The sequence below is a fragment of the Desulfoprunum sp. genome, assembly GCF_053613775.1.
On the sequence record NZ_JBSHXH010000001.1, the window covers coordinates 112939 to 131117 of the forward strand.

An 18179-nucleotide genomic window follows, 5' to 3' on the forward strand; every position below is an offset into this window, starting at 1 on the left:
TAGTATGGAATGGAATGTAGAGGAGGTTGTCTTTCTTCATCCTCCCGACGTATATACCGGATCGTTCGACAATGCCAAAATGCAGGCCCGGCATGAACGGCAGATGCAGGACAAGTTCGAACAGATCAAAAATGCCATACAGCGGGAAACCGATCCCCTCAAGGCGATGAAAATCCTGCATGTCAGGGACCACCTTCAATTTTTTCGTAACAATCTGGTGCAGTTTCGCCAGGCCGGCAGGCTTGAGGAAGCGGTGCTTGTCCTGTATGGCAGGTTCAACAGTCCTTTCTCTTCAGGCGGTGATGCCGGGGTGTGGAACGAGCTGTTTGCCGTCTGCGATCCTGGACGGCTGCATGCCCTCGGCGAACCTGTCGGTTTTGCTTCCGCCACTGTCTACGGGGGATCGGTCTCGGGTATCAAGAGAAGTCTCAGTTGGACGCCTGACCGGCAAAGAGCGGAGGGGTTCGCGGAACGCTGGAAGGACCATTCAATGGGTGGCGGCGAACTGTGCGAGGTGGATATCGTCAAGGCCGATGTCATGGTGTACCTCGGGCATCGGCATGAAGATGAGGTCATCCTCAAGCCGGCGTTCATCAACGTGGCGGAGATCCGTCCTTTCCGTAGGAGCGGAATGTGACCTGCGGTCATCCTGGGGTGTTGCCAAAGGGGCGCGGTCCGGAATCCAGGCGGTATGTGTTGAAAAAATCAATTCTCTTCGCGCCCCATCAGGTTTGCGGTTGTAAAACTTGTCATAATTCTTGACCATTCCGTGCCTGTTTGTCATGCAGCCCCCCTTTTTCAATGGGATCTTGCAATTTCTCCACTATCGAATACAATATTGTAAACGGCATCGTCTTTTTTCCGGTCTTCCGGACTTTCGACGAAACCGAGGATAACCGCCGGTGTTCAAAATTCTTGAAAATCCGGATCGAAAAAGGATTGTTGCCGGCCACGTTGCATGAAACGCGTAAAACAACAATTTGTCGCAACCTGGCGACACCACAATAGAAGGAGCCGCTCCATCAGTATTGATCATTACCGACAACATTAATTCTCCAACAAGAGGGCGATATGGCACAACTCCGGGATATGTGTTTTAAACGGACCGACCTAGGGACACTCGAAAAACATTTGAACTCGGATTCAATGAAATTATTGCAGCACTTCGATGGCCGTACCCCCTTTCATCAAATACAGCAGCTGGTGGGTCTTCCCGCCGCTGTTTTCAAAAGCAGCTTCCTCGAACTCTTTCAAAAAAAATTGATCGAGGAGGTCCACGATCCTCTCACGGCTTCGGCCGGACCGGTCTCATTCGTCAATACTTCTGTGCTGGATAAGCTTCGAATGGCGGCAATTCAGGTTGCCGGACCGATCGGCGAGCTTCTGGTGTCGGACTGCATTGAGAACATGGGGCTGCAACCCTCGAAGATCCCGGTTTCTCGGCTGCCTGAGTTGATACAGGCCATATCGGAAGACATTCCCGGAGAAAAGCAGAGAAGCATGTTCCTGGGTCAGCTTCCTCCGGACCTTCGGTTTCCCTGAGCTAACATGTTTGGCGGTTGATCTTCTCCCTGTCATCTTCAAAAAGGAGGAGCTTGAAGCAAGGCGTACATTGGGACTTCCGCTTATTTTTTAACAATTCAAGTGCTATCTGTTACCGGTGGAGTGGTTTATTGCCTGGGCCGTCAAACACATGAGGAGGATGACAAATGCAGAAGTGTAAGAGATGCTTGAGACTTTCGATGGGCCTGTTGTTGTCCGTTGTCGCGGTCCTGGCAGTACTCTCCGGTACGTCAACAGTCCATGCCGCGCCAGGTGTTTCCGGAGATGACCAGAATCTGGATAGTTTTGACAGCCAGGTGCTGGATCTTGCCAGGACCTGCGCATCCAATGTCACTCGGGAGTTGGAAAAACTTCTGGATTCCAACCGTCTGACCGAAGATCAATTATTCGACACCTTTTACATCCCTATTCCCAACACTTCACCGCAGAAATTCAACACCCAGTATGACAAATTCACCGACGAAGTCCTGATCGGGATCCTGGACTCCTGTCTGGGGAAGGATCAGAGGCTGGTCTTTGCCGTGGCTGTTGACGTAAACGGATACCTTCCCACGCATAACTCCAAATTTTCGAAGCCGTTGACGGACAACCAGGATTACAACACCAAAAACAACAGAACCAAGAGGATGTTCAATGATAAGACGGGAATCACTGCGGCCAAGAATACCAGATCTTTTCTGCTGCAGACATATCCCCGGGACACCGGTCAGAACATGTACGACATGTCGGTGCCGATTATGATTCGGGGAAAACACTGGGGAGCGATCCGAATCGGTTACGAGCATTAAGCCGTTGTACAACAATGAGGGAAACCAATATCTACCGAATCGGCATAAGGGGCCGTAACGAAATTGGAGGAATGTTTGTTTCAGCTATTTCGTAACGGCACCTAACCTCGAAGCCCAAGTTCATTATTTTCAAAGGAGAGGAGATCCACATGGTTAACGCGATCAGGAAAAAAGTAGGACTCAAGGTCTCATTGATAATCAATCTGGTCCTTTTCATCGTCATGGCTTGCGGCACCTTTTACTTGATCGTCAAACAGAGTAACAGCCTGGAAGCGGAACTGATGAATCGAGGAAAGATTCAATCGCTGATCGGGGCCAAGGTGGTCGGACGCGTTCTGGAAGAGGCAGTGGACAGCACCATGATCTCGCTGGATGACGTTTTTGATCTCGATTACCAGGTGTTCGGCAAATTTGAACCGCCAAAATACCATACCAAATACGATGCCTATCTCGACAGGGCCATCCTTGCCCTGGAAGACGAATTTCTCCAGGATCCCAGTAATATCTTCGCGGTAGCCGTGGATAAAAACGGTTATCTGCCGACTCACAATACTCGATATCAGCAACCGATTACCGGGGATCCAGCGAAAGATCTGACCGGCAATCGAACCAAACGGATATTCGATGATCCCATCGGTTTGAAGGCGGCGAAAAATACCGAGAAAGGCTTTTTGCAGGTCTACCACCGGGACACCGGTGAGGAGGTTTGGGACATATCCTCCCCGATTTATGTCAAAGGGAAGCAATGGGGGGGGTTCAGGATCGGTCTGTCGCTGAATGTCATCAATGCCGAAAAACGAAAGTTGATATTCAATCTGCTGGCTATCATGAGCGCCGTACTCGTGGCCTCGATCATACTTACCTTTCTGATCGTCAACTGGAGCCTCGCCCCAGTCCGGGCCCTTGCCCAGACTGCCAACAATATCGCCGATGGCAAAAAGCTGGAATCGGAAATCAGGAAAACAACCAGTGATGAGATCGGTGAGCTGCAAGCCGCCATCGAGCGGCTGCGGATGAGCATGTTGATCGCCCTGAAGCGGGGCAGGAAAATGTAGTATCGGAATGTGATTTGGGGGTCAGGCCTGATGAATAGGCAGGTCGATTCGTGTTTTGATCAGCGCTGCCAGCCACAAATGATTATTTTAGCCGCGATTGTGTCTGGCAGCATTCCGGTACCTGTTTTTCAGGACTGATCCCCGATATATCCCAATATGACACAACCACTCAGTACCTCTCCCTCGCAACTCGGAAGGCCGAGGTGATGTATTTTGTCACTGAGCGTTAGCGAGAAGTCTCGGCTTTCAGAGTCATGATATGCTCCCTCCGGTCGAAATGACGGGGATCGCAACCGTTCAGTTTGCAAATGGCTCAGTGGGGTTGTGAATATCCCGGTGCCGGGACATCGGCGGCACAATGGCCTGAATCCACTTCCCGGCTGATTCGAATCAGGAGAGGGCCATCTTCCAGGCGAGAAGGAAGATGGCAAGTGAAATGCCGGTGAGGATAGTCTGCAGCCAGAACGAGGAACGCAGGGCGAGAACCGGCTTCGTTCCAAAGAGATAGCCGGCGATGAGGCCGATCACCAGCCCGAAAAAATGGGCGCCGAGGTCGGTGCGTTCTCCTTCGCTGCCGACCATGGCGAGCATGGCCAGGCCGGCCATCAGCGGCATCAGCAGTTGGGTGCGACCGATGGCAGCATGGCGGCGGAAATTGAGGGAGGAGAGCATGCCGATGACGGCAAATATGGCCGTCGAGAAGCCGACGAAATGATGATCCCGGCCATGGGCGACGACATTGAGCAGGTTGGCCAGGCTTGCCGCCGTCAGGAGGGCCGCCAGGCCGATCCCGTTGCCCAGGAGCTGGAAGAGGTAATGGAGGAGGAAGGCGCCGAGTACGCAGTTGCTCAGCAGGTGGAGGGGATCGGCATGCAGGGTCAGGGCGGTCACCAGGCGGAAGTACTGGCCATCGTCCAGGATGGCGGTGGAATCCCCCGCCCCGGCGGCAAACCATGGCGAATCATGCCGCCATTCACCGGTCTTGAGGTAGAGAAGGATAAGGCAGCCGATGATGAATGGGCTGAGCAGTTGGAAGGCCGGCCTGTACCTGTCATTTTCAGGCCTCGGCGGCGGCCATTCCCGGTTTTCCTCCGTATAGGCGATCAGTTCGTAGATGGCCTTTTCGGCCGATTGTGCGGCTACGGCGATCCCCCAGGTCGATTTCGACAGGCAGGTGATCGTATGCGGTATATCGGCGGCTGAAAGCACCAGCGAGCAGATCCTGATCTCCTCCGGGTCATCGGTGGTGTGCACCAGTACCGGCGGTTCACCCATGCGTTCATCCATTGAGGTTCATGGAACATCTTCGGCCGCGATTTCCCGAGAGGCCGGGGTGCGGTCGTGACCGGGGGTGATGCCGTTCCGAAAAGATCGGGAGCGGTATACGGCAACGAATGACAGCGGATCGATCCTTCAAGGTGATGGCAGGGGTGTCCTGCGTGACGGGAGTCGATCGTACTTGCCGAGAAGCTGATACAGCCTGGCCTTTGAAATTCCTGAAATTTCGCATGCTTTTCTGGTTCTACCCTGGGCCGCGCGCATCAGCCGGTCGATGTACTCGGCCTCGAATTTTTCCTTCGCCTGACGCCATGGCAACAGGTTTTCCGCCGGCTCCCGGTCTTTGGGCGTGAGATAGCCGCGGCTATGGCTGATTCTGATCCTTTCCGGCAGGTGATGAGGAAAGAGGATACGGGCATGGGTGCCATTGGCGAAGACTTCTTCCATGGTCTGGAACAGTTCGCGGACGTTGCCCGGCCAGTCGTAGCTCGCCAGGGCCTCGATGAAATCCGGAGAAACCCCCTTCAGTTCGACCTTCATCCGGTCGCAGAGGCGGCCAATGCAGTGCATGGTCAGTTCAACGATATCTTCCTTCCGTTCCCGCAAAGGCGGGAGGTGGATGGTAAAGGCCTGGAGCCGGAAATAGAGATCGCTGCGGAAGGTCCCCTGCTGCACGCAGATCTCGAGGTTCCTGTTGGTGGCCGCCACCACCCGGAAACTGCTGGCCCGTTCCTCCAGGGAACCTACGGGGCGATATCGGTGTTCCTGCAGGACCCGGAGAAAGGATTTCTGGATCGAAGGGGGCAACTCGCCGACCTCGTCGAGGAAGAGGACGCCGCCGTCGGCATGGGTGATCAGGCCGTCCCGGGCCTGATCGGCACCGGTGAAAGCGCCTCGGCTGTGGCCGAAGAGGGCGCTTTCGATCAGCGTTTCGGGCAGCGCGGCGCAATCGACGGTGACGATGTTCCGGTCCGCCCGGCTGCTGTTTTCATGGATCGCCCTGGCGAACAGCTCCTTGCCGGTGCCGGTCTCGCCGGAGATCAGGACGTTGGCTTCACTGCCGGCCGCCTTGGCGACAATATCGAAACAGGCGTTCATCCTGATGCTGCGGCCGATGATCCTGTCTCGGTTGAGGTGGAACGGCGCGACCCGGCTTTTTCTTTTTTCCTCACGGTATTCAAGGGCCCTGGTCAAGGGCGGGGCAAGCTCGTTGATGACGTTGGCCTTTTCGATATATCCCCAGGCACCGCTCCTGATCGCCTTGCCGGCGCTGTCGCTGTCACCCCTCCCGGTGAAGATGATCACCTCGGGAGAAGAGGCGAAGGTCCGGAATCGGGGTATGTATTCCAGCCCATTGCCATCGGGCATCTGAACGTCGAGCAAAACGATATCGAACTCGACCCGCTCCGCCAGCCGCAGGGCGTCGGCCAGGGTGTGGGCGACGAAGTGGTTGTGACCGGATCGGCCGAGCCGTGTTTCGAGCATCCGGCAGATATCCCTGTCGTCATCGACCACGAGTATATCAGCCATTGCCTTTCCTCAATGATGGTGAGAGCAGTTTCATCTCGTCAGTGAAATCTATCCGGCGCTGTGGATCAACGCATTTTTTGGGCGGCTCCATGAAAAATGGCTGGCCGGCATGATGGGCGGCAGATCGGGTGTCGCCGACCTCAATCCGTCAAGGATATTCCCCGGATGACTCGCGGCCGATCCCTTTGGCGGCAATCCACGTGTCAACCACTCCATGACCGTTTGGCGAAGATGCTCCAGCTTAACGGACATGGCTGTCGATGGCAACTCGGGGTATGCTGTGCAGGCTGCATTCCATGTTTGTTGATACAGCCGGGATCGGCGATACTGCTCACGGGCCGGAATTTAGCTTGTTGCATGACGACTGGCGAGGGGAGGGGCCTCTCTGGGACGATGGGGCATCCCGACAAGGGGGAGAAATCCCCAGTCGGCTGGAGATCCGGTTTGGGGACCAGTCCAATGTAATGGACTTGGTCTCGTTTGGTGGACAGTAATCGGGCGATGAGCCCGGCTGAGACCGCATCTCGCTTTTTCCTTGCGGTTGTTGCCTGGGGCGGCCTTCCGGTTCGCCGGTTCGGGGCTGTCCCTGATTCAGTCTTCGAATGTAGACCCAGTCAGTGGCGGGATTGAGTCGGTTCGAGCAGGCGTCCGGCCTCCCCGGGTGCGGAAATGGCGGGAATGACCGATGCCTCAAGAGAGCGACGTTTCTGGTACATATACTGCACGAAATTTCGGGGAAGAGAGGTGCCACTCAAGAATTTTGCAACTCTCCCGGAAATCATGAATATATATCTCTATGCCGTCAACGATACGCCCCGTGTGGAGAAACTGGCGGCGAGCATTGGACCGATCGCCGGAGCGCAGGTGATACGGCTGGGCGAGGATTTTACCTTCGACCGCTGTCACAACAGGGGCATGCGGAACGACGATATCTTCGTACTCGTGCTTGACGGCGTCGCCGAGCTCAAACGCTTCCTGAACAATAAAGAGCTCCTTGCCGATTTCCGCCTCGTCATCCTGCTGGCCGATAACTCGCAACAGATGGCGGTGCAGGCGCATGCACTGATGCCGCGGTTTATTTCCCATCTTGATCGTGATATAGATGAAATCATTTGTGTTTTCGAACGGATGATCCGTTTTTGCGGCCGGAGCGAACGATGACAAGGAACTGGAAGAGGAATTAAATCCCGAAAACCATGCGTGAGATACTGCTCATCGATGACGACGAATGTTTTCGCGGCATGCTTTTCAAGCTGCTCAGCCGAAACGGTTACGCCGTTGTTGCCTGCAACGACGGCAGAGAAGCCGTCGAGCTGTTTCGCAAGAATCCGGAATTCCTCGTCATTACCGATCTTATCATGCCGGGTCAGGAGGGGATCGAAGCCGTCGTCCGACAGATCAATGTTCTATCTACCCGATGGATCGGCATGAGCGATCAGCAGTCTCTTCTGGTGTCGGACTTGGAGATTGGGCAACAGCGGCCGGTGGCATTGAAGATGGAGGAGTCCGGCCTGCGCAAGGTCTTCGGGTGCCTGCAAGCGCTCTGCGACACCGATCGGAGGAGGGGGCCGGTTACACCCTGATTTTTGAGACGGCAAAGGAGATCGCGACCGATGACGAAGCCGGTGGTGCTGATTGTGGAGGATGACGGGCGCCTGGCCATACATCTGGAGGGCATGCTCAATCGCCTCGGTTACGAGGTGGCGGGGCTCATCGCTTCCGGCGAGGAGGCGGTGGCCTTTGTCATGGAGAGAAAGGTGGATCTGGTGCTGATGGACATCGAACCGGCCGGTTCGATGAACGGTGTCATCGCCGCTCCCTGCGGCTACCTGATCAAAACCGGTGCTGGAGCGGGAACTGACGGCAACCATAGGCATGGCCCTGCACCGGCATTCCCATGACTGCAACCTCAGGGCGAACCAACTCGCCCTCAAGCAGAGCGAGGCCAGATACCGGCATATCTTCGACAGTTCACCCCTCGGTATTTTCCGCACCACCGTGGATGGCCGCGCCCTGGCGGTCAATGCCGAAATGGCGAGGATCGTCGGATGCGCCGATCCCGAGGAGGCCCTCAGCGATTTCACCGTGCTTGCCAGCCAACTCTATGTCGATCCCCAGCGGCGGCAGGAATTCATCAACCTGCTGCGACAGACGAAAGCCGTCAACCATTTTGAATATGAGGGGAAAAGGAAGGACGGCCGGCGGATCTGGATTTCGATGAACGCCAGGTTGACCTCTGATGATCCGGTCGATGGGAATGCCGGCGAGGAGATGATCGACGGTTTCGCCATCGATATCACCGAGCGCAAGCTGGCCGAGCAGGAGGTCCTGCTCGACGAGGCTCGTCTGGAGAGTCTGCTGCGCATCCATCAGCATCCGGCCGGAGGGAGGGGTCCAGGAACTGCTCGATTTTGCCCTGCGATAGATCCTCGCGCTCACCGGCAGCGAGGTCGGCTATACCTGTCAATATGATGATCTGAGGAAGGAATTCAGCCTCTGTGCCTGGTTCGACGGCGGAGTCCGGCAATGCGGCCTGATTGATCTCCAGGCCCGCTGGCCGCTGGAGCAGTGCGGGATCTGGGGGGAGGTGGTGCGTCGGGGGCGTCCCGTCCTGGTCAATGACGGCGCGGCGGCCGACCATCCGGGACAGGGCCTGCCGCCCGGTCAGGCACCGCTGGCCACAGTCAACCTGACCCCGGTCTGTTTTTTCGCCACCTACTGCGGGTTCCTGCTGGTCTATGGACCGTTGTCCGACAGGTACGGCCGCCGGCCGCCGCTGCTCGCCGGCATCGGTCTGTTCGTTGCCGCCAGCCTGTTCTGTGCGATGGCCGGAGGGGTGGAGACGATGATTATTGCCAGGATAGCACAAGGGGCTGGAGCTGCCTCGGCCTCGGCAAGCGCCCTGGCGATCAGCAAGGATATGTTTACCGGCCAGGTGCGGCAGCGGATCTTCATTCAGCTCGGCATCATAACGGCCGCCGCTCCAATGCTGGCCCCGGTGGTCGGCGGCTGGGTCATCAGCCTGACGTCCTGGCGCTTCATCTTCGTCATCCAGGCCCTGCTGGGGTCGGTGGCGTTCTTCGGGGTCGTGCGGCTTAAGGAAACCCTTCATACCATCGTCGCCGAACCCCTGTCGCGGGTGGCCTCCAACTATGCACGTCTGTTCCGCAACCGGCGTTATATCCTCCTGGCCCTGACGTTTGCCGTCATGGGAATGCCCTTTTTTGCCTTCATCGCCGCCTCGCCCGATATCTACATCACCCGGCTCGGCTACGGCGAGCGGCAATACGGCTATTTTTTCGCCCTCAACTCGGCGGCCTTCATGGTTGCCCCGATGGCCTTCTCCCGGGCGATACGAAAAAGACCGCTGATGCGTCTCCTGCCGTTCGGCTTCCTCGGAATGGCCTGCTCGGCCCTGGTGATGGCCGTGCCGCTGTTGCCCGACACCTGGCGGATTACGCTCCCGATGTGGTTCTTCACCTTCAGCTTCTCGTTCACCCGCCCCCCCGGCAACAACCACATTCTCGAGCAGGTCGAGACGGATGTCGGCACGGCCGCATCGTTCATGGTCTTCATCTTTTTCATCACCGGCGCCTGTTCGATGTGGGCCATCTCCCTCGACTGGGCCGACAAGATCACGACCCTCGGCTGGCTCGGGGTCGGGTCATCCGTCTTCACCATCTGTGCCTGGTATCTGCTGCCCCGCCTGGTCACCCTGCGTCAACCCTGATTCCGGCGGTGATGCGGGTCTCAGGGAGACCTCGGCCACCGATCAGTGGCCGGTGGTCTCCCGGTGATTGTCATTTCACCGCTGCTCTGGTACCATAGCCATCTTACAGTTCGGAATGTGCAGGGGAAGTTCGGCCCCGATGGCAGCGGATCGTCCGAGTTGCCGGGGCTGTCGTGTTGAAGTGGAATTAACTACAGGAAAGGAGGAATGACGATGAACAGACTGTTGATGGCGATCCTGGCTCTGGGCTTGGTGCTGTTCACCGCTGATCTGCAGGCCGGCGAACACCGGATTGGCGGCGGCGCCAATTACTGGGTTGCGGTCGATGATCTTGACGAGGAAGGGGTTGATGATGACGATGGTTTTTCCTATCTCGTCAGTTATCAGCACTGGTGGGATTTTCTCGGCATCGAGGTGGATATGGAGCTGCTGCCCGATCGCTTCGGTGAGACCGCCTATGCCCCGGAGGCCTATATCCTGGTCGGCAGCACGATCTATGCCGGAGCCGGAATGGGGCTCATCCGCACCGACGGCGATTTTGCCGACGACCCGTTCTATGCCTTCAGGGTCGGTTTGAATCTCGAAATGCTGCCCAGTGTCTACGTCGATTTGTCCGCCAACTACCGATTCAACGATTCGGCGCAGTTGGAGGATGACGACACCGATATCGATACCGACACCATCTTCTTTGGCGCCGCCCTCCGCTTCGCCCTGTAGTCCCGGTTACGGGCAGATGCCGGGGGGAGGAGTCGCACTGCCGGTCCACCCCCGGCAACCGAGTGAAGCGCTATTTCACCGTCACGAGATTGTTGACCTTTTTGACGCCACGGACGGAGGAGGCGATCTCCGCGGCCTTCCGCACCTGTTCGGGGGTATCGACGGCCCCGGTGAGGGTGACCTCGCCGGAGAAGGTCTTGACGGAAATCGCGAGCCCCTCGAGTGCCTTGTTGGCCAGAAGCGAGGTCTTGACCTGGGTGGTGATGCCGGCATCGTCCACTACCTCTCCGGCGCTTCTTCCGGCCGGGGTGTAGCAGGAGATCAGCAGGGCGGAACAGAGTGTGACGACAAGGGCGAAAACGAGTCGCTTCGATTTGTGCAGCATAACGATGTCCTCCGATGAATGGCAGCAAGAGACAGCATCCCCTCATGGACGCTGCCGCATACTGTGCGTAAAGCTTAAAATATAAACACAATTGCGCCGACCGGCAAGATGGGAGAATTACCTCTCCCGCCGTGATCGGCACCGTCCTCGCTCTACTGTCGATGATCGAACCCAGGAAATTGCCACCCCCCACCCGGCAGGTGCGCGACGCGTATCTCCAACTCGCCATGGAGATCGACCGGGTTGTGAGCGGACTTGCCGCGGGCCGGCTGGCCGGAAGAATCCGCTGCCGGCCGGGGTGTTCGAACTGCTGCATGGAATTTTCGGTCCTGCCGCTGGAGGCGGCGATGCTGCTTGCGGGGCTGGATTGGCGGGCGACCGGGGGGCAGCGCCGGAAGGGCCGGAAGGGCCGGTGCCTTTTTCTCCACGACGACCGCTGCACCGTCTATCCGCGGCGGCCGATCATCTGCCGCACCCAGGGCATGGCCCTGGCCTATATCGACGAAATCGAAGAGCGGATCGAGGTCTCGGCCTGTCCCCTGAACTTCGCCGTCGACGACGTCCTCGAGCAGGAGGATCTGCTCTTCATGGACGGCTTCAACGAACGGCTTGCCGCCCTCAATCTCCGCTACAGTCAGGATAACGGAGTAGCGGCGGCGGTCAGGATCGCCCTGGCCGACCTTGCCTGCCCGCCGGCCTGATTTCTTCTCTCCATTCCGGTTTTTCGCGATCAGTCGAATTCCTTCAGGACATACTCGAGCGGTTTTTTCTGCGGTCCTCCCTGGTTCTTTTTCGGGTAGCCGATGGGGATGACCGCCATAAACTCGCCCTTGCTCTCGCCGAGAAAGGTAAGGACCTCGTCCTTGATCAGGTAGAGGATGCCGAGCCAGACGCTGCCGAGGCCAAGGGAGGTGGCGGCGAGGAGGAGATTTTCGACGGCGGCGGCCGAACTCTGGATCTCCATGGTCCGGAAAAAATCGAGGGACCGTTCCCGTTCGATGTTGAACAGCTCGCTGCCGTGGGCGATCAAACTGCCGGTGTTATTGACGCTGATCACTACCGGGGCGCTGGCCAGGCAGCGCGAGGCCATCCGCAGGATCGACGACGAGGGCTTGGGGAAGTCGCCTGCCCGACCGGCGACGAGATGGGCCAGCTCCAGGCGTTTTTTCTCCCGTAGCACGACAAAGCGCCATGATTGCTGGTTATGGGCGGAAGGGGCCTGGTTGGCGGCATCGAGGATGATCTTGACCAGTTGTTCATCGACCTGCGTTTCCTGGAACTGGCGGATGCTGTGGCGGCGAAAGATGGTCTCGAGGGTGGGATTGGCGTGCGTACTGTTCATCGATCAATTTGCTCTTGCTGGAAAAAATGGAAGGAAACAAGGGACTGCCGTCCCTGTTCCGGCAAGGCCCAATTATACCAGAAGATGGTTTCGCGGCAAACATCTTGTGGCGACGATGGTCCCCTCTCCGCGGCAGAGGCGCGGATGGGGGGGCGCCGCTATGTTCGCGTCCGGCGGAGGGCGCTGCGGAGCAGCAGCAGATAGGCGCCGGCGTTGACGGCGACGACCAGCAGGCCGAGCCCGACCTGGATCTCCCGGGTCAGTCCATCCGGATAGATGATGGGGAGCAGATAGTGTTCGATGAAGCCGCCGGCATAGCCTTTGCGACCGGCGAGCCGGCTGAAGTGATTTTCAAGAGGGGTCAGCGGGCAGATGCCGCCCGTGAATTCGATGCAGGCGCCCCACGCGACCGCCGGCACATGCAGCACGGCGAGGCGGGGCCACCGCAGGACCAGCAGACCGCCAGCGGCGACGAAGAGGATGAACAGCAGGTGGAGGACGACGACCAGGTCGCTGAGGAGGCGATAGGGCATGGGGCGGTGATACCGGTCGACGGCACAGTGGCGGAAGAAATCAGCGGGGCGGGCGTGCTATGGCCTTCACCCCCGGGTGTTGCGGTTTATTTGAACTGCTCGACAAACTCTCCGTATCCCGATTCGGCGAGTTTTTCAACCTCGATGAAGCGGAGGGCGGCGGAATTGATGCAGTAGCGCAGTCCCGTCGGCGGCGGTCCGTCGTCAAAGACATGGCCGAGATGAGAATCGCCCTTGCGGCTGCGGACCTCGGTCCGGGCGGAGAAAAGGCCCCGGTCCTCATGCTCGACGATGTTGTCCGCAACCACCGGCCGGGTGAAGCTGGGCCAGCCGGTCCCCGAATCGAACTTGTCGCGCGAGCTGAAGAGTGGCTCACCGGAGACGATATCGACGTAGAGACCGGCTTTCTTGTTGTCCCAGTATTCGTTCTTGAAAGGCGGCTCGGTGCCGTTTTCCCGGGTCACGTGATACTGCATGGCGGACAGCCTCCGCCGTAGATCCTGTCCGCTCCCTTCCCCGGAGAGATCGATCGCGACCTTTTTCCAGGTCGTGCGGAGAAAATCATCTCGTCCCGACCGTGAACGGTAGAATTTGTAACGTATCGGATTGTTCTTGTAATAATCCTGGTGATATTCCTCCGCTTTCCAGAAACGGGGCGCATCCAGAATCTCGGTGACGACCGGCCCGTTCAGGATGCCGCTGGCTGCCAGCCGCTGTCTCGAGGCCACTGCCAACCGCCGCTGTTGTTCATTGTAGACGAAGATGGCGGAAATGTATTCGTGCCCACGGTCGACAAACTGGCCGCTGCCGTCGGTCGGGTCGATCTGTCGCCAGAAGACGTCGAGCAGTCTGCTGTAGGAAATTTTCTGCGGATCGTAGACGACCTCAACGACCTCGGTGTGTCCGCCCGCGCCATAGTTTTCATAGGTCGGGTTTTCCGTGGTGCCGCCGGCATAACCGGAAATCACCGAAACAACCCCTTCCAGATCTTCGAAGGGCTTTTCCATACACCAGAAACAGCCGCCGGCAAAGAGGGCCTTCTCGGTTGCCGGAGGTGGGGAAGATGTGATCACGTCTTGATTTTCCTTCTTTGCGGTTACAGTGAAGCCGGCAGTGAACAGTATCGCCAGCGCCGTGATGACGCCTGTCCGAACCCATTTCATGCCGGCCTCCCTGCAGGTTTCCGTTTAATGGTTAGTTCTCGTGCGATTCCGTGCCTCGTGCTTCATTGGTGGGCCCGAAGGCACCCTCGTTGTGGGTGTCATTGTCGGAGACACCTGCACCCCGAGTCGGGTCGGATCGTCCGGGACCTGCGTCCGAGAAGTTGTCAGCGGTCATGCCGCTTCCGGCGCCCGGGGCCGAATAGCCCTGATAGTCAGCGGATTTTGATCCACAGCCGGCGACGAACATGGAAAGGGACAATACTGCAACGAGTGCCAAGATCGATTTTGTAAGAGTTCTCATGACGATTTCTCCTCAGGTTCAGTTAATGAAGGCGATGAGAAATCACCTCCGATGACTCAAAAATAAGGCGCCGCTGTAAGGATGGTATAACGGCTATGTAAAGATCTGGTAAAGATGGCGGGAGCTGCAATTTTCAGCAGGGGAGGATGAACCAGATGCAGGTCCGTCCATCCTTGCTGTCGGCCCCGACCCGACCGCCGTGGGCCTCGATCAGTTCCCGGGTGATCGCCAGGCCGAGACCGGAGCCCCCGGCGTTGCGGCTGCGGGAGCGGTCGGTACGGAAGAAGCGCTCGAAGATGAAGGGGAGGTCATCGCTGGAGATTTCAGGGCCGCTGTTGCAGAAGAGGACCTGCAGTCCATCGGCGTGGCGTTTGCTGGAAATGGCAACCTGTCCCCCGTGCGGGGTGTATTTGACGCAGTTGTCGAGGAGATTGCGGACCGTCTGCAGGAATTTATCCCGATCTGCCAGTACCGTGTCGGCCTCGGCCGGAAAATCGGTCGCCACCTCGATGCGTTTTTCCTCGATGCTCGGCCGGTACAGGGCGAGCATCTCCTGCAGTTGCTCGGAGATCACCAGCTGCTGGCGGTGCAGGGATGTCCTGGCGGCATCGGCGCGGGCCAGTTGCTGGAGATTGTCGACCAGCTTGACCAGGCGCAGGGTCTCGCCCAGCAGCATGTGCAGAGTCTCGGGGGAAGGGATGAGGACATGGTCGTTCAGGGCCTCGAGATAGCCGCGCAGGTTGGTCAACGGCGTCCGCAGTTCGTGGGCGACATCGGCCACCATGTTTTTGCGCAGCTGTTCGATCCGTTCCAGACTGTCGGCCATGTGGTTGAAGGAGGTGCCGAGTTGTCCCACCTCATCGCCGGTGGTGACCTCCACCCGGGACGAGAAGTTGCCTGCCGCCACCGCGCGGGTGGCGGCGTTCATCTGCGAGAGCGGTTTCAGCACCCTGCGGGTCAGCAGGTAACTGAGGACAAAACCCAGCAGCAGGGCGGCGAGGCTGGCCAAGATCAGGGTGTGGTGGATGGCGGTGACAAACGTCTGGTGGATATCTGTCGGCGGCACCGGGTTGTTTCCTGCCGGATCGGGAAAATTGCCGGTAGCGAGGTGATCGAGGGCCAGCCAGATAACCAGGATGATCGTCACCACCGGGATCCCGTTGACCAGCAGCAGTTTCCACAGCAGGCGTTGTCTGATAGGGTTCATAGATCCCCCGGGTCGGCGAAGGCGTAACCGAATCCGCGGACGGTGCGGATGTAGCGGGGTTGGGACGGCTGCTGCTCGATCTTCTGCCGCAATTTGCCGATATGGACATCTATCACCCGATCGATGACGATCTCGCCGTCATGATAGACGGTATCGAGCAGTTCGTTGCGGGAGAAGACCCGCCCGGGGGCCTGCATCAGGGCCTGGAGCAGTTTGTATTCCGAACTGGTCAGGTCGATGGTCCGGCCGTCAAGGCTGACGCGGTGTTTTTCCAGATCCATCTCCAGCCCGCCGGAAATCAGCTTCTTGCCCTGACTGTTGGCCTGCAGGCTCGAGCGCCGCAGGATGGCCTTGACCCGGGCCACCAGTTCGCGAGGGCTGAAGGGTTTGACGACGTAATCATCGGCGCCGAGCGACAGACCGGTCACCCGGTCGATCTCCTCCTCCCGGGCGGTCAGCATCAGCACCGGCACGTTGGAGAAGGTCCGTACCTGGCGGCAGACCTCCCAGCCATCGAGTCTGGGCAGCATGATGTCGAGGATGATGATGCAGGGCCGGCGACGTCGGGCCAGGAGCACGGCCGTTTCGCCATCGGTGGCGATTTCACTGGTAAACCCCTCATGCTCGAGATAGGTTTTGACCAGATTGGCGGTGTTGAGGTCGTCCTCGACGATCAACACCGGTCCGGAGCAGCGCAGCATGATTTCCTCCGTGTCTGAGTCGCGGCAGGGATGGCGGCCGGAAAAGGGTGCTTGTCACAGAATGTAGGCACTTCCGGGGAGAAAATCCAACGTCAAAAAAACATCTTGACCGCCATGGCCGGCGCTCCCGGCCGATGTATGTTTTTTCCCTGGGTCCCGTCTTGTGATCAAGGGGCTGACTTGGTAAAGTCTCTGCGGCTGAAGCACCGGGGCCAGACGTTGTCAATCGCTGCGCCCCGGTTCGGCCGGGTCAAGGGCGACCGGACAGCCTTTGACCGTCACCGGCCTGGCGCTGAGCCAGGTCTTGAAGACTCCGCTGCCGAGTATCAGCAGGCAGCCGGCGATCTGCAGCGGAGCCAGGGTCTCGTTGAAGATCAGCCAGCCGAAGGCGATGACGGCGATCGGTTCGAAGTAGGCCAGGGTGCCGAAGGTTGCGGCCGGAAGGGTGCTGAGGGCGACGACAGCGAAAAGAATGGCGAGGAACCCGGGAAAAAGGCCGGTTCCGATCAGCCACAGCCAGTTGATCGTCGAGATCGCCGGCGGTCCGGCGACGAGGAAGGGCAGCATAATGATGGCCCCGGTCAGCAGCTGGTAGAAGGTCCGGCTGTAGACATGGACATGTTCCTTGATTGTCCGGTTGATGAGGATGAAGGCGGCATAGCAGCACGATGCCAGGGCCGCCAGGCAGATGCCGGCGAAATGATTGCTGCCGCTGGAGAAGTCGATGCGGAACTCCATCATCATCGCGAAGCCGAAAAGGGCCGTGGCGATCAGCAGGACACTGGCGCGGTTGAGCCGCTCGCCGAGAAAGAAGTGGGCGAAGATGGAAGCGGTCAGCGGGGCCAGGTAGACCAGCATGATGGCGTTGGCCATCGTCGTCAGATTCATCGCCTGGACATAGAAGATGATGAAGCCGGACAACATGCCGCCGTTGATCAGGACCGGCCAGGTAGGCCACCGCCGGAGACAGCCGGTCTGTCGGCACGCAACAAGGAAGAGCAACATGAAGCCGGCACCGAAAAAGAGGCGGAAGAAGGTGACGGTTTCGGCGGGCAGGCCGGTGATCTTCGAAAAAACGCCGATGGTCCCCATAAACAGGGCGGAGAGCAGGGCGGCGACAATTCCTTTCAGGTTCATCGTTTCGGCGGGCTGCGGCGGCATTGACGGTATCCTCCGATCAAAACGGGAATGAAAAAACGGTGCCCCGTGATACCACAGGAATCATCATACGGCAACGCGAAGATAGCCCCGGCGCTCATCCGAGGCATGAAAAGTGTTCCAAGACAAACCTTATGTGGTATGTAATGACTGGTAATTGTGCCGGCGGCATTTCGTTATTCGATTGCTTTTCACGAAGGTATCATTTAAATATTATAAATATTATATCAAATTCTTTGATTATGTTCGGCGGCAATGCCGGGGAATACTTCACAGGTGGAAGATTTCATGCATTATCTCGTATTTGTCTATGGCACCCTGAAGAAGGGGTTCAGCAATCACCGTCTGCTCAGTGGCGCCGAATTTCTTGGTCCGGCGCAGACAGTGCAGAAGTTTGCGATGTATACAACCGGGACGCCGATTGTCCTCAAGGAGGAGGCGGTTTCGCCGATTTTCGGGGAACTCTACCGTGTCGATGAGAAAATCCTGGCCGCCCTCGATAGCCTGGAGGGCCATCCCGACTGGTACCGGCGGGAGGAGGTCGAGGTCCTGGTCGATGAGGGAGAGCGGGAAAAACGCCTGGAGACGGCCTGGTTGTATTTCAGCCTCGACAAGCGTGGATTCCTGGTGCCGTCGGGAAAATTTCTGAAGGAAGTTGAGCCGTCACGCTGAGAAGGGGACCGGCTCGGGGGCGCAGCTGCTGCGGGCAGTGAACACCACTGCAGAAA

Annotated in this window: 22 protein-coding genes and 1 pseudogene; 12 read left to right on the plus strand and 11 right to left on the minus strand. The window is 58.1% G+C overall.

Annotation, left to right across the window (positions count from 1 at the left end):
* The first annotated feature begins 4 nt into the window (after window positions 1-4).
* The 4 genes from ACWGKN_RS00510 to ACWGKN_RS00525 all read left to right on the plus strand — a co-directional run bounded on the left by ACWGKN_RS00510 (window position 5) and on the right by ACWGKN_RS00525 (window position 3406).
* Window positions 5-637, plus strand: coding sequence for a hypothetical protein (locus tag ACWGKN_RS00510; protein WP_452094481.1), 633 nt, complete (start codon window positions 5-7; stop codon window positions 635-637).
* Between the two features lie 434 nt (window positions 638-1071).
* A complete protein-coding gene (locus ACWGKN_RS00515) occupies window positions 1072-1542 on the plus strand; it encodes a hypothetical protein (protein WP_035229857.1) in 471 nt (156 codons plus the stop codon).
* Window positions 1543-1742: 200 nt separating this feature from the next.
* Window positions 1743-2351 carry a hypothetical protein gene (locus ACWGKN_RS00520; protein WP_035229883.1) on the plus strand — a complete coding sequence of 203 codons (609 nt, stop codon included), beginning with the start codon at window positions 1743-1745 and terminating at the stop codon, window positions 2349-2351.
* A gap of 149 nt (window positions 2352-2500) precedes the next feature.
* Window positions 2501-3406, plus strand: coding sequence for a HAMP domain-containing protein (locus ACWGKN_RS00525; protein WP_424256252.1), 906 nt, complete (start codon window positions 2501-2503; stop codon window positions 3404-3406).
* A gap of 390 nt (window positions 3407-3796) precedes the next feature.
* Here the strand turns inward: ACWGKN_RS00525 and ACWGKN_RS00530 are convergent, their stop codons facing one another.
* Entirely contained in the window at window positions 3797-4681 is an 885-nt protein-coding gene (locus ACWGKN_RS00530) for a rhomboid family intramembrane serine protease (RefSeq protein ID WP_424256253.1), read from the minus strand.
* Window positions 4682-4819: 138 nt separating this feature from the next.
* The gene (locus tag ACWGKN_RS00535; protein WP_035229859.1) at window positions 4820-6214 is read right to left on the minus strand and encodes a sigma-54-dependent transcriptional regulator; all 1395 of its coding nucleotides are present in this window, start codon (window positions 6212-6214) and stop codon (window positions 4820-4822) included.
* A 678-nt stretch (window positions 6215-6892) separates the two neighbouring features.
* Between ACWGKN_RS00535 and ACWGKN_RS00540 the strand changes: the two genes are divergently transcribed.
* The 6 genes from ACWGKN_RS00540 (at window position 6893) to ACWGKN_RS00565 (ending at window position 10661) form a co-directional block, all read left to right on the plus strand.
* The gene (locus ACWGKN_RS00540) at window positions 6893-7375 is read left to right on the plus strand and encodes a hypothetical protein (protein WP_424256255.1); all 483 of its coding nucleotides are present in this window, start codon (window positions 6893-6895) and stop codon (window positions 7373-7375) included.
* A gap of 35 nt (window positions 7376-7410) precedes the next feature.
* Window positions 7411-7797: a response regulator transcription factor gene (locus tag ACWGKN_RS00545; protein WP_452094482.1), complete on the plus strand. Its 387-nt coding sequence runs from the start codon at window positions 7411-7413 to the stop codon at window positions 7795-7797.
* Between the two features lie 30 nt (window positions 7798-7827).
* Window positions 7828-8115, plus strand: a complete 288-nt coding sequence (locus tag ACWGKN_RS00550; RefSeq protein WP_052159976.1) for a response regulator — start codon at window positions 7828-7830, stop codon at window positions 8113-8115.
* The gene (locus tag ACWGKN_RS00555) at window positions 8057-8686 is read left to right on the plus strand and encodes a PAS domain-containing protein (protein ID WP_452094483.1); all 630 of its coding nucleotides are present in this window, start codon (window positions 8057-8059) and stop codon (window positions 8684-8686) included. Before ACWGKN_RS00550 ends, ACWGKN_RS00555 begins: the two co-directional genes overlap by 59 nt.
* A gap of 118 nt (window positions 8687-8804) precedes the next feature.
* Complete coding sequence (locus ACWGKN_RS00560) at window positions 8805-9944, plus strand: MFS transporter (RefSeq protein ID WP_424256257.1); 1140 nt, start codon at window positions 8805-8807, stop codon at window positions 9942-9944.
* 213 nt (window positions 9945-10157) lie between these two features.
* On the plus strand, window positions 10158-10661 hold the full coding sequence (locus ACWGKN_RS00565) for a hypothetical protein (RefSeq protein WP_424256258.1): 504 nt from the start codon (window positions 10158-10160) through the stop codon (window positions 10659-10661).
* 70 nt (window positions 10662-10731) lie between these two features.
* Here the strand turns inward: ACWGKN_RS00565 and ACWGKN_RS00570 are convergent, their stop codons facing one another.
* Window positions 10732-11046 carry a BON domain-containing protein gene (locus ACWGKN_RS00570; protein WP_035229874.1) on the minus strand — a complete coding sequence of 105 codons (315 nt, stop codon included), beginning with the start codon at window positions 11044-11046 and terminating at the stop codon, window positions 10732-10734.
* Window positions 11047-11177: 131 nt separating this feature from the next.
* On the opposite strand from ACWGKN_RS00570, the gene ACWGKN_RS00575 reads away from it, so the two are divergent.
* Complete coding sequence (locus tag ACWGKN_RS00575) at window positions 11178-11747, plus strand: YkgJ family cysteine cluster protein (protein WP_035234446.1); 570 nt, start codon at window positions 11178-11180, stop codon at window positions 11745-11747.
* Between the two features lie 29 nt (window positions 11748-11776).
* On the opposite strand, the gene ACWGKN_RS00580 is transcribed toward ACWGKN_RS00575, so the two are convergent.
* The 8 genes and pseudogenes from ACWGKN_RS00580 to ACWGKN_RS00615 all read right to left on the minus strand — a co-directional run bounded on the left by ACWGKN_RS00580 (window position 11777) and on the right by ACWGKN_RS00615 (window position 17454).
* Window positions 11777-12388 (minus strand): nitroreductase family protein, encoded by a 612-nt coding sequence (locus ACWGKN_RS00580; protein ID WP_035234444.1) that lies wholly within the window; start codon window positions 12386-12388, stop codon window positions 11777-11779.
* 158 nt (window positions 12389-12546) lie between these two features.
* The gene (locus ACWGKN_RS00585; RefSeq protein WP_035234442.1) at window positions 12547-12921 is read right to left on the minus strand and encodes a DUF2784 domain-containing protein; all 375 of its coding nucleotides are present in this window, start codon (window positions 12919-12921) and stop codon (window positions 12547-12549) included.
* 86 nt (window positions 12922-13007) lie between these two features.
* A complete protein-coding gene (msrB, locus tag ACWGKN_RS00590) occupies window positions 13008-14084 on the minus strand; it encodes a peptide-methionine (R)-S-oxide reductase MsrB (RefSeq protein WP_035234439.1) in 1077 nt (358 codons plus the stop codon).
* A gap of 31 nt (window positions 14085-14115) precedes the next feature.
* On the minus strand, window positions 14116-14385 hold the full coding sequence (locus ACWGKN_RS00595) for a hypothetical protein (RefSeq protein ID WP_035234437.1): 270 nt from the start codon (window positions 14383-14385) through the stop codon (window positions 14116-14118).
* A 133-nt stretch (window positions 14386-14518) separates the two neighbouring features.
* Window positions 14519-15592: a sensor histidine kinase gene (locus ACWGKN_RS00600; RefSeq protein WP_052160370.1), complete on the minus strand. Its 1074-nt coding sequence runs from the start codon at window positions 15590-15592 to the stop codon at window positions 14519-14521.
* Window positions 15589-15873: a winged helix-turn-helix domain-containing protein gene (locus ACWGKN_RS00605; protein WP_424256271.1), complete on the minus strand. Its 285-nt coding sequence runs from the start codon at window positions 15871-15873 to the stop codon at window positions 15589-15591. The genes ACWGKN_RS00600 and ACWGKN_RS00605 overlap by 4 nt, the downstream gene beginning before the upstream one ends.
* A 129-nt stretch (window positions 15874-16002) precedes the next feature.
* Window positions 16003-16293 (minus strand): annotated as a pseudogene (locus tag ACWGKN_RS00610) (response regulator); the annotation flags it as partial.
* A 222-nt stretch (window positions 16294-16515) separates the two neighbouring features.
* Window positions 16516-17454: a DMT family transporter gene (locus tag ACWGKN_RS00615; protein ID WP_424256259.1), complete on the minus strand. Its 939-nt coding sequence runs from the start codon at window positions 17452-17454 to the stop codon at window positions 16516-16518.
* Window positions 17455-17739: 285 nt separating this feature from the next.
* Here ACWGKN_RS00615 and ACWGKN_RS00620 point away from each other — a divergent pair, with 285 nt between their 5' ends.
* Window positions 17740-18123 (plus strand): gamma-glutamylcyclotransferase family protein, encoded by a 384-nt coding sequence (locus ACWGKN_RS00620; protein ID WP_035234433.1) that lies wholly within the window; start codon window positions 17740-17742, stop codon window positions 18121-18123.
* Window positions 18124-18179 lie beyond the last annotated feature (56 nt).